At 59.6% G+C, this 10,862-nt stretch carries 7 protein-coding genes and 1 pseudogene; 7 read left to right on the forward strand and 1 reads right to left on the reverse strand.

Going from position 1 to position 10,862, the window contains the following annotated elements; genetic code table 11:
- Positions 1 to 176: 176 nt before the first annotated feature.
- The 7 genes and pseudogenes from Q7J44_RS03640 to Q7J44_RS03670 form a co-directional block, all read left to right on the forward strand.
- Positions 177 to 1,070, forward strand: coding sequence for a recombinase family protein (locus tag Q7J44_RS03640; protein ID WP_304877075.1), 894 nt, complete (start codon positions 177 to 179; stop codon positions 1,068 to 1,070).
- 319 nt (positions 1,071 to 1,389) lie between these two features.
- Positions 1,390 to 2,574: a plasmid partitioning protein RepA gene (gene repA / locus Q7J44_RS03645; RefSeq protein WP_304877077.1), complete on the forward strand. Its 1,185-nt coding sequence runs from the start codon at positions 1,390 to 1,392 to the stop codon at positions 2,572 to 2,574.
- Positions 2,574 to 3,530, forward strand: coding sequence for a plasmid partitioning protein RepB (repB, locus tag Q7J44_RS03650; protein ID WP_304877079.1), 957 nt, complete (start codon positions 2,574 to 2,576; stop codon positions 3,528 to 3,530). The genes repA and repB overlap by 1 nt, the downstream gene beginning before the upstream one ends.
- Before the next feature lie 240 nt (positions 3,531 to 3,770).
- Positions 3,771 to 4,826, forward strand: a complete 1,056-nt coding sequence (repC, locus tag Q7J44_RS03655; protein ID WP_304877086.1) for a plasmid replication protein RepC — start codon at positions 3,771 to 3,773, stop codon at positions 4,824 to 4,826.
- A gap of 138 nt (positions 4,827 to 4,964) precedes the next feature.
- Positions 4,965 to 7,229 (forward strand): hypothetical protein, encoded by a 2,265-nt coding sequence (locus tag Q7J44_RS03660; RefSeq protein ID WP_304877081.1) that lies wholly within the window; start codon positions 4,965 to 4,967, stop codon positions 7,227 to 7,229.
- 165 nt (positions 7,230 to 7,394) lie between these two features.
- On the forward strand, positions 7,395 to 8,597 hold the full coding sequence (locus Q7J44_RS03665; RefSeq protein ID WP_304877083.1) for a Fic family protein: 1,203 nt from the start codon (positions 7,395 to 7,397) through the stop codon (positions 8,595 to 8,597).
- Positions 8,598 to 8,735: 138 nt separating this feature from the next.
- A pseudogene (locus Q7J44_RS03670) lies at positions 8,736 to 9,458 on the forward strand (DUF932 domain-containing protein); the annotation flags it as partial.
- Between the two features lie 270 nt (positions 9,459 to 9,728).
- On the opposite strand, the gene Q7J44_RS03675 reads toward Q7J44_RS03670, so the two are convergent.
- Positions 9,729 to 10,757: an IS110 family transposase gene (locus Q7J44_RS03675; protein WP_045682673.1), complete on the reverse strand. Its 1,029-nt coding sequence runs from the start codon at positions 10,755 to 10,757 to the stop codon at positions 9,729 to 9,731.
- Positions 10,758 to 10,862: the final 105 nt, after the last annotated feature.

A 10,862-nucleotide genomic window follows, 5' to 3' on the forward strand; every position in this document is an offset into this window, starting at 1 on the left:
CCTGCCCTTCCGACGAGTTTTTGCTGAAATGCCAAGCTGCAACCTGATCGCTCAGGTTTCACCTAACCGCTTCAATTGAAATCGGGAAACAAACGCGACACACAGAGAGCATCCTTGCATCTTTTTACAAACGGTCGTTTATTGCTGGTATATGAAACTGCAAACGGCCTGTTTTGATGCCCCTGATCGGCTATGCGCGCATCTCGACCGAGGATCAGACCCCCCTGCCCCAGTCGCAGGCCCTGAAATCCGCGGGCTGCGTCGAGATCCATGAGGAGCAGGCCTCGGGCGGCAACCGCGCACGGCCCGTGCTGGCCCGTGTGCTGGAACGCATCTCCAAGGGCGATACGCTGGTCGTGGTGCGCATCGACCGTCTGGCGCGGTCGCTCTCGCATCTGCTGGAGGTCATCGAGCGGCTGGAGGCCAAGGGCGCTTTCTTCCGCTCGCTCATGGACCCGATCGACACGTCGTCTCCGCAGGGTAAGTTCACTTTGCAGGTCTTGGGCGCCGCGGCCGAGTTCGAGCGCGCCCTGATCCGGGAACGCACCAAGGCGGGACTGGCCAGCGCAAGAACCAAAGGCAGGGTAGGCGGCAATCCGGGTTTGCGCGCCCGTGATCCGGCGGCGTTGCGAAAGGTGCGGCTAGCGCGACAGAACGGCTACCTCGAGCGCCTGAACGAGACGGCGCAGGACTGGGTGCCCCATGTCCGCCGCCTGCGGCCCGACTTGGCCTGGGAAGACGTGGTGCGCATCGTCAACGGCCCCCTGCCCCGCGAACGACAGTGGACACAAAGCCGCTTGCTACGTGCCGTGAATGCCTATGTCCGCGACGGCTTCCTGCCCGAGACGGTCCTGGACCGCGCCGGCCGCCGTGAAACCGACGACCGGCTGCCCGCCATCGTCGCCGCCATCAAGGGCGCGGATCCCGCTATCACGCTTCAGGCGATCTGCACCCGGCTGGAAGCGATGCGTGAGCGAACACCCCGTGGGCGAACAAGCTGGCAACCGTCTTCAGTGAAGATGCTGATTGAACGGGCCGAGAAGCTAGGGCTGCTTTCAACACTCAGGTAATCTGGGCGTCCTGTCGATCGGCCAGTCCACGACGGTATGAACTCCGAAATGGCGGTCCTCACGCGGCGAGCGAAGGTGAAGAACTGGATAGTTCACGTGCAGGATCTTCTTCAGATCACCCAGAAGGAAGCGCACCTCCCCGTTGACGCTCGATAGCGCTGTGCATAACTTTTTCCACCATATCTAGATTCTTCTTGATGGACTCACTCGTTCATGTCATTTCGGTTCTGACGACAAAGCGCGTCAGATCGGCTTAATGCCGTCAAAATCATAAAGAGCCCTAACAAGGGCCTGAGGGCAGTGAATGACTGAACGAGGCATGAATCTCAATCGCGGGGTCGGCACAGCCGACATCGGTGCATTTGCGGACAGCTTGGCAGAATCGCTGAACCGGCAAATGCGGGCTGCCTTTCAACCGGAAGAGCGCAAGTCTCTGCGGCGCTTCAGCTCGACGGAGGTCGCTGAACTTCTGCGCGTCAGCCCGTCGAATCTGCGGAACCGCCACAAGGATGGAAGCTTTCCCGAGGTCTTCACGGACGGACGTGGGCACCGCTACTATTCTGCCGAAGAGATCGACACCCTGCGCGACATACTTGCCCGGACAGGAAAGAATGCAGAAGCATACTTGCCGGGCCGCCGGGACGGCGACCGGCTGCAAGTCATCTCCGTTGTGAATTTCAAGGGCGGCAGTTCAAAGACCACTGCTACGATCCACCTGGCTCAAAGGTTTGCCCTGCGCGGCTATCGAGTGCTGGCGCTGGACTTTGACCCACAGGCCAGCCTGACCACCTTCTTCGGCATCAGACCCGAGCTCGAATTTTCTGACAGCGGCACGGTCTATGACGCCCTGCGCTACGAAGGCAAAGTTCCGCTCTCATCGGTCATTCAGAAGACCTATTTCCACAACCTCGACATGGTGCCTGCGGGCTTGCTGCTGTCGGAATACGAAACCGAAACAGCAAATGCTTTGGCGCGTCGCGTGCAGCCGATCTTTGCAGAACGTCTGGCTTTGGCGCTGGACGAAGTCGGCGCGGATTATGATCTGGTTCTAATCGACTGCCCGCCGCAGCTTGGGTTCCTCACTCTGACAGCACTTGCGGCCTCGACGGGGCTTTTGGTGACCGTGGTCCCGGGGATGCTAGATATTGCCTCAATGAGCCAGTTCCTGAAACTTGCCTCCGAGACCGTGCAAACGGTTGAAGAGGCGATCGGGCGAAAAGTGGCTTGGGATTTCGTCAAGTTCCTGATCACACGTTACGAACCCTCCGATGGTCCGCAGACGCAAATGGCTGGGTATCTACGTTCGATCCTGGCGGGCCAGGTCATGACGGAACCTATGCTGAAGTCCACGGCCATTTCGGACGCCGGAATGACGCAGCAGACGATCTATGAAGTGGATCCGGGCCAGTTGATCCGCAAAACGATCGACCGAGCCCTGAGCAGCGTGAACAACGTCGCGGATGAGCTTGAACAGACGATTCAAATGGCATGGGGTCGACGCTGATGGGCCGAAACATCTTCAACCAACCTGCTGTGGACGTGCCCCCCTCCCCTGTCCCGGCGAAACCGACAAAACTTGGCGGTTCCGTCGGCGGGCTGAGGGAGTCCCTTCGAGAGATCACTGCCAACTCCATCCGAGATATTGACCTTGTGCAGATCGAGGTCGATGGCTTGCGGGACCGGATGGCCTTCGAAGATGATGGCATCGACTTGCTAGCCGAGAGCATCCGCAAGCACGGCCAGCAGGTTCCGATCATGGTTCGGCCCTCTGATCAGCCGGATCGCTACCGCGTCGTCTACGGGCGCAGGCGACTTGCCGCGATCAGAAAGGTTGGCGGACCAGTCAAGGCTATAGTCCGCACCTTGGACGACGACGCCTCGCTGATCGCCCAAGGACAAGAGAACAACCTCCGGCTCGATCCGTCGTTCATTGAGAAGGCCTTGTTCATCAAAGAGATGCAGGAAGCTGGGTATAAGCCAGGCGTCATCCAAGACGCACTTGGATTGACCAGGCAAGGCATCTCCAATCACCGGGTAGTGATCGAACAACTCCCCGAAGAGTTGATCCGACTGATCGGCCCGGCTCATGGAACCGGACGGCGTCAGTGGAGTGATCTTGCTGCGTTGGCCTCGAAGGTGGCTCTCACCGAGGTTGCGCGAACCGCCTTGGCCGCCCTGCCCCAAGACGCTACCGGCATCGACAGATTCCAGACTGTGTACAATGCCTGTCAGCGGTCTGCGAAGAGTTCAATAAACCTCTCGGCGACGGGGCGCAGTTCCACGGTAAAGGACGAGGGTGGCAACGTTGTTGCGACCCTCTCCGTCGACGCCAAGTCCATCGGGATTAAAGTCGCCCGCAAGGACAATCCAGAATTCGGCCTTTGGCTGGAGGAACGTGCCGAAGCAACGCTTCGTGACCTCTTCCAGAAATGGCGGGATGAGCGAAGGCGGGAAGACTGACCCCTGCCCTTAAACATGTAACGCGAGCAGAAGGAGAGTAGCGAAGGCCAAAAAGAAAAGAGCCCCCCAAGGTTTCCCTCGGAGAGCCCATCATCGATTTGCACCTATGATGTAGCAACCTCCCACATACTGGTCAAGAGTCACCGATTCGGTGGACATGATTTTTGTTGCCTTCTGCGCGAGAAATCGTGGGGGGTGCCGGGAAAGCTATGGGCCGACGTGGCCGTCGTTCAAAAAAACATGGCATTCACTCAGGTTTCCGCAAGTTCCTCCGGCGCCAGAAAGCGCGACCGGCAAGAGAATTGTACGCCTCCCGACATCTGGACGGTCTTTCGAGCTCTGCGCGACGCACGGAGTGCCTTCGGACTAAAGCCGGGGCACATCCAGACCTTGCAAGCTCTCCTTAGCTTCCTCCGGCCAGGGCAAGGTGACACTGTGTTTGCTTCAAACTTGGAAATCTGCCGACGGATCGGGGGCGTGGACGAACGGACTCTCCGTCGCCATATCGACCGTTTCGTAGACCTTGGAATGATCGCGCGCCATGACAGCCCGAACCGCAAGCGTTATCGCGTCAGCTCGCGTAATGGTCAGGTCATCAGCTTTGGCCTTTCGCTTTCGCCTCTGTTGAGGCGTGCTGGTGAATTCCTCAATGCAGCCGCAGAACTGGAAGAGGCCCGCCGCGATCAGGTCTTTCTGCGTAAGCAAATTCTCGTCGGTCTGGCTCATATCGACAGTATCGAACCTGGAAGCGCCTTTGCAGAAAGCACTCGCAGAACGATTCGGCGAAAGCTGGCGGTTGCCGAATATCGTTGCCTGCTGGATCAGATCACAGGCCATCTCGGTCAAATGTCCACCGTGGTGGACGTTATGATTACAACAAAACTGCCCGCCAATGACGGTCAAATTGTCCGGCACCTTTCTAAATCAGAAAAAGATAGAAAAGAATCTGAAGGCGCTGAGAACGATCTACTACCCAGCGTCCAGATGCTAACCGCCGTTTGCCAAGAAGCTACGGCGTTCGCCCCAGCGGCGTTGCGAACGTGGGACGACATCGAAAGACATGCACAGAACCTCGCTCCGATGATGGGCATTCAGCCGGGAACGTTCCACGAAGCAAGCAGGCGTGTGGGTTCTAAGAGAACCGCCGCTGCTGTTTTCATTCTACTCCAACTAGGAACCCGGATTCGAAACTACGCCGCCTATTTCCACAGTGTCACCCTTGGAAAGAAGGTGGCTACGTTTAGACCAGCCACGATCCTGGAAAGGCTCTCAACATCTACAAGCGTCCATGTTTGATGTCCACCGCGGTGGACATGGGGAAGAAATTGAACTCGGGCATGTTGACGGGCAACGAACATTACACAATTCAACCTGCTCTCCACCTTCACGCGGACTTTCGATAGCTGGGCCACCCCAGAAATCGAAGGATGGAAAATGAAATCAACATCTTCTGCACTCACACCGCGCAAGATCGCAGAATTCTGCGAGGCTAGGCTTACGTCGATCTTCACCGAAGGTGAGGTGCGCTTGCTCTATCGCTGCTTGGTCGACCTGCTCGCGCGAAACGAGTACCCACCCTACCGGGGCAGCGGGCTCGACCTGCAGTCGCTGTCCGCCATGCTCGACATCGATGTCGATCGCTTCCGTGCCCACCGGGCAACGCTGCAGCCTATCTTCGACGCGGTGGCCCGCGAGGTTTCGAATGCGGCCCTGCGTCCGGGCCGCGCCGGAGGCCGACCAACACGCTACATATCCAGCGGGTCCGCCATAAACCCGACAGGCGCTCGAGCAACAGGTACCGAGAAGGTCCGCAAGAAGCCTGGAGTCCAACCAAGGGCGGTCGTCGAATTTCCCGAGCCGCTGGACACGGCCTGGCAAGATCCGGCGACCTTTGGCGAAGCCCTTCAACTGCACGCCCGCCGTCATGGCGAAACCATCTACCACCTCTACAACGCGGTGGTGGGCCCCGAGGACGGTGTCAATCGCAGTACGCTGATCAGTTGGGGGCGCGGCAAGAAGGTCCCACGCGCTGCGATCAGCCTGGAAATCCTCGGACGCATCGAGCGGCGGTATCGGCTGCCAGCGGGCTACTTTCTGAGCCTGTCTGGCCTGCCCGATCGAGCACCGGGCGATTTTGATCTGGTCGACATCTCGCCATCTGAGCGCCGGCGTCTGGCATGGCACCTCCCCGAGGATTTCAACCGCAGGCCAAGCCAGGAGAAGGCGGAAATCCTGAATTGGGTCCGAACAGTGATCATCAGCGGGTCCACGGACTATCGGAGGTATCAGGCGGCGGCCATTCGCCAACGCTATGCCGTTCGGTTCAGTTGTGCCTCAGGGCCAGTTCGCAAGTCTTCACCCGCGCGGTCGCCGGAAGAGTCCGGCATCGTCATCGCGCCCAAACGCCTGAACGACGAGATGGCCGACCTTCTGCGTTTCAAGACGTCGACCTTCGCTGCCTTCGGCATGCAACGGAATGGGGTGTGGGGGACGGAAACCGCCTCCCAGAAGGTGGAGCATTTCGGGCTGTGGTTCGGGGCGTTCGTGGCCCCACCCGAGAGCGAAGTGCAGGGGCTCGGCGTCGATCCGAAGCTCTTGACCTTTGCCATGATGATCTTTCCGCAGGTCTGGGATTGGTACCTTCACTGGCGGGAGCGCCGGCGCGGCTTCTACACGAAATGGGAGATCGACCTCCTATCGATCGCTGCAGCGATTTGTCGGGAAGAGACCGGTTGGCTGCGCCAATCGCCCCGCATGGGGAGCAGCTTTCTTCCAATCGAAGGCTTGGTCACCGAGGCTGACATCAGCGCCGTTCAGTCAGATTGGCCTGCCGCCTGTGATCGCATGTACAAACACGCCCGTCGGCGGATCAAGGAGATCGACCGAGTTGTTCGGGTCCATCGAGACCCCTTCGAGCCCATCCTGCCGGTGCTCGAAGCGCCAAGCCCGGTCGGCGAGTACCGTAAGATCACCGAAGAAATCCTGCAGCGGATGCCAGATGAACGGCACATCGCACGCGCAACGGCAGAAGCTGTTCGGGCATTCCTGATGCTGCGCATCGGCCTTCACACGGGGCTCCGTCAGAAGAACCTGCGCGAACTGATGCTGTGCCGGCCAGGGACTTTGCCGACCTCGGAGCGCAAGCTGGAAGACCTGAAGCGGGGCGAGTTGCGTTGGAGCAGCCGCGACCAAGGGTGGGAAATCCTGATCCCGTCGGTCGCCTTCAAGAATGCCAATTCCTCCTTCTTCGGTTCCAAGCCCTTCCGCCTGATCCTCCCGGACCTCGGGCGACTCTACGAACTGATCGAAGCTTGGATCGAGCGCCATCGCGCGCGCCTGATTGGCGAAGCGGCTGACCCGGGCACGTTCTTCGTCAAGACGGCGAAGATGACGAGCACCAACGCGGCTTACTGCCAGAACACGTTCTATGAGGCATGGCGCTCCGCGATTCAACGCTACGGCATCTATAACCCGTGGACCAAGCGCGGGGCCATCGAAGGCCTTCTGCCGCACGGGCCGCATAATGTGCGCGATGTGTTGGCAACACACATCCTGAAACGCACTGGATCCTATGAGCAGGCAAGTTATGCCATTCAGGACACGCCCGACATGGTCGCTCAGCACTACGGTCGGTTCCTGCCGCAGGACAAATCCGAGATTGCGGCAAGGATACTGAATCAGGTCTGGGAAGCGGCCTGATCAGATAAGGCGGTGTGGCTCCGGACATGTCCTGACCCACACCCCAAAGCCGAGAGTGGCACGGCTTAGTGGCATATGATAGTGGCAGATGTCCGCTTTATCCTAGCTTTTTCTAAAGCTACAGAATATGTTGCGCGTCACACTTAGTGGCATTCTGGAGTCTGCTTGACGTACATCGTGTCCCCATCACGGATAGAGCCTGCCCGGCTCGAAGATGACATCCCGCTTGACCTGGTCGAGACGGCAAACCGGCTGATTCAGTCGTCGCGCGGTTTGGGCCGGAACTTGCCTGCCCGTACCCTGGCCGATTTGGCCGCGATGGTGCGGATGATGAACAGCTATTACTCCAACCGTATCGAAGGAAACAACACCCGCCCGCGCGACATTGAACGGGCACTCGCCGGTGACTTTGACGCCGATCCAGGGCGTCGTGCGCTGCAGCAAGAACATGCGGCCCATGTCCACCTGCAAGAAGAGATCGACCGCCGGGCGATCGAGGGCACGCTCGCAGATCCGAGTGATCCGTCGTTCATCAAATGGCTTCACGAAGCCTTCTATGAAGGCGCCACTGAAGAGATGCTGACGCTGCGCCATGGGGGCCAAGTGGTCCGGATCGTTCCCGGGGAATGGCGGCAGGGCGACGTAGAGGTTGGCGCCCATGTTCCGCCTCCGTTTGACACCGTTCCCTCGTTCATGGCGCATTACCACACCCGGTTTCGGCTGGATTGGCTGCATGGTCAGGTCACGCGCACACTTGCCGTGGCGACTGCACATCATCGCTTCAACTTCATTCATCCGTTCTACGATGGGAACGGGCGTGTAAGTCGGCTGATGTCGCATGCAATGGCGCATCATGCGGGGATCGGGGCAGGGGGGCTCTGGTCCGTTTCGCGCGGGCTGGCCCGAGGTCTACAGGATGGCCTGCCGGGTCGCGATGAATACCGTGAGATGATGCAACTCGCCGACCGTGTCCGTCAGGGCGACCGTGACGGGCGCGGGAACTTGTCGTTGGCTGCGCTTGTGACTTTCACTAAGTGGTTCCTCGCGGTTTGTGAGGATCAGGTCACTTTCATGGCGGGCATGTTCGACTTCGACCGAATAGGCGAAAGGCTTACGCGCTATGCTGCGCTTTCAGGTTTGGGCGAGAGGGCAGGGGAGTTGCTGCGCATCGTTCTATTGCGCGGCGAAGTTGACCGTGGGGATGTTGCCGCCTTGCTGGGCGTCGCACCCCGCACGGCCCGCGCCACCATGAAATCACTTCTTGATGACGGCATCATCGGGTCCGAGACCCCACGCAGCGCCCTGATGCTGCGCTTTCCCAGCAAGACGCATGACGTCCTGTTCCCACGCCTCTTCGACCTGACTTAAAGGCCCGTGACGAGGGCCTGGCATTCCTGTCGGTGTTTGTGCCTGACGTCGGTTCAGAGAGTTCGAGGAAGGAAGGTTATCCGGTGATGGGCCAGGGCCGGGAGAGAGGCTTCCGGCGCCCGTCACGGAGAGACTGCTATGAACAATGTGGAAATTCTGGACCCCGTGCGGACGATGAGGTCGAGCGGTTACAAGGTTGATGTGAGCCGGGGTGAGCGGAACGGGCGGGTGTCGTCCGAATGGTTCAACCGGCCAGATGATGAGCGGTATCTGTCGCTCGACGATCTTTGGGCTTCGGTGAAGGGTCGGTCCGAGCGCAGCCGCAGCCGGGTGCTGCAGACGGCGGACATCCGTGTCGAGGCCGCACGCGACAACCCCGAGCGCTTGCACCTGATGCTGCCGAAAGCGCATGAACCGGTGGCGCCCACGCACTGGGCCTTTGGCCAGCTTGCCAGCATCGTCGGCGCTCCGGCCTCTTACCTGCGGCAGCTGCCCGCGCCGCTGGCGGGGATCAATCTTCAATACGGTCTGACCAACCACCGCGCCGAGCAGGTGAAGACCTTTGAGACGGAAGATGGCCGCACCGAGTTGCGCGCGGTGACTGGCCCGGACTATGGCCGCATCCATGACCATGAACTGGTTGAGGCGGTGCAGCGCATAGCGGGCAATGGCACCGGCGACACGCGCTGGAAGGTGCCGGGGGTGCTCGACTGGTCGACCGGGGTCTACAACCCCGATGTCGAGATCAGCCGTGACACGACCACGCTCTACGCGTCCGACAGGGATGTTTTCCTGTTCCTGGTCGACGATCACAACCCGATCGAGGCGGGCAGGCTACCGGATGGCTCCCCTGATCTCTTCTGTGGTTGCCGCCCGTGATGCAAGAGACTTTTGACCCTGCTGGCATGTGATCGAAGGCGCTCTTCTGTCAGGCCTTTGAGTGCGGCACATTCAGAAGCCGCTGGCCGGTATGGTGATCCGCGGATCAGGTCCGAATCTACTTCCCGAGCTTCAAGCTCGTAGAGATCGTCTGGTTTCCCCGACCCAGATCTATTCGATCGTTGTGCCCATTCAGGTCGTCGCTCTCTCACACCCCCCGTTGTACCGACTAGGTTTACTGCGCCGTGATACTCACATCGCAGCTGCCATTGCCGGATCCCTGTAATCTTCGTTCTTTGTCAACATCGCCCAAAGCTGCCTGGCCATCTTGTTGGCCAGTGCAATCCCGACCAGCATTTTCGGCTTCTTCGCCAGCATTCGGCCGAGCCAGCTCTCCGCAGGACCTTTGTACCGGGCGTGCGCCAAGATGCGCGTCATCGCTCCGATGATCAAAAGTCGACGGATGTCGGTTTGGCCGGCCTTCGAAACCCGTCCAAGGCGCTCCTTTCCCCCCGAGGAATGCTGGCGTGGCACAAGACCAAGCCAAGCTGCGAAGTCTCGGCCGCATCGGAACTGACCCATCTGAGGGGCAAAGGCTTCGACTGCCAACGCCGTCAACGGACCAACACCCGGCATGGTCTGAAGTCTGCGTGCCGTATCGGTTTGATCCGCAAGCGCCTTGAGCCTCTTGGTCTTCGCGGTGATCTTCTCTGTCGTCTCCGCGATCTGCGCCAGCAACTCCTGGCACTCAGTGACGATGAGCGAAGGAAGGTCGCAGTCAGGGTCCTGGACCAGCGCGTCCATCCGCTTCAGATGGGCCAGGCCGATCGGAAACACATGGCCATATTCATACAGCGCCGACCGCAGCGCGTTCACGAGCTCTGTCCGCTGACGGACCAGCCGTTCGCGGTTGCGGAACAGGACAGACTTGGCCTGTTGCTCGGCTGACTTCGGTAAGACAAAGCGCATCTCGGGCTGACGCGCCGCGATCACGATCGCTTCAGCATCGGTCGCGTCATTCTTTTGGCGCTTCACGAATGGCCGGACGTACTGAGGGGCGATCAGCTTGGTTTCATGGCCCATCTTCTCCACCTCCCGGGCCCAGTAGTTGGCGCTGCCGCATGCCTCGAACACAACGATGCAGGCGGGCTGTTGGGCGATGAAAAGCCGGAACTGTTCACGGGTCAGTTTCTTGCGAAACTTCACCTCCCCAGCGATCGATGCACCATGGACCTGAAAAACCCTCTTTGCCAAATCTACCCCGATTATTGTATCCTTCATCTTGCCGCCTTCTCCGCTGTTGTGGCTCTCACATCCACATTCTTGGCACATTGCGATGCCGTCTGGGGAGGGCGGCAACCATCCCATCTACTTCCGGGGCTTCTA

Source organism: Pseudotabrizicola sp., assembly GCF_030656345.1.
Taxonomy (GTDB): Bacteria; Pseudomonadota; Alphaproteobacteria; order Rhodobacterales; family Rhodobacteraceae; genus Pseudotabrizicola.

Bases quoted from the DNA above. Each gene is read 5' to 3' on its own strand.
- Q7J44_RS03640 (WP_304877075.1), top strand. From the start codon at position 177: ATGCCCCTGATCGGCTATGCGCGCATCTCGACCGAGGATCAGACCCCC.
- repA (WP_304877077.1), top strand. From the start codon at position 1,390: ATGAATCTCAATCGCGGGGTCGGCACAGCCGACATCGGTGCATTTGCG.
- repB (WP_304877079.1), top strand. From the start codon at position 2,574: ATGGGCCGAAACATCTTCAACCAACCTGCTGTGGACGTGCCCCCCTCC.
- repC (WP_304877086.1), top strand. From the start codon at position 3,771: ATGGCATTCACTCAGGTTTCCGCAAGTTCCTCCGGCGCCAGAAAGCGC.
- Q7J44_RS03660 (WP_304877081.1), top strand. From the start codon at position 4,965: ATGAAATCAACATCTTCTGCACTCACACCGCGCAAGATCGCAGAATTC.
- Q7J44_RS03675 (WP_045682673.1), bottom strand. From the start codon at position 10,757: ATGAAGGATACAATAATCGGGGTAGATTTGGCAAAGAGGGTTTTTCAG.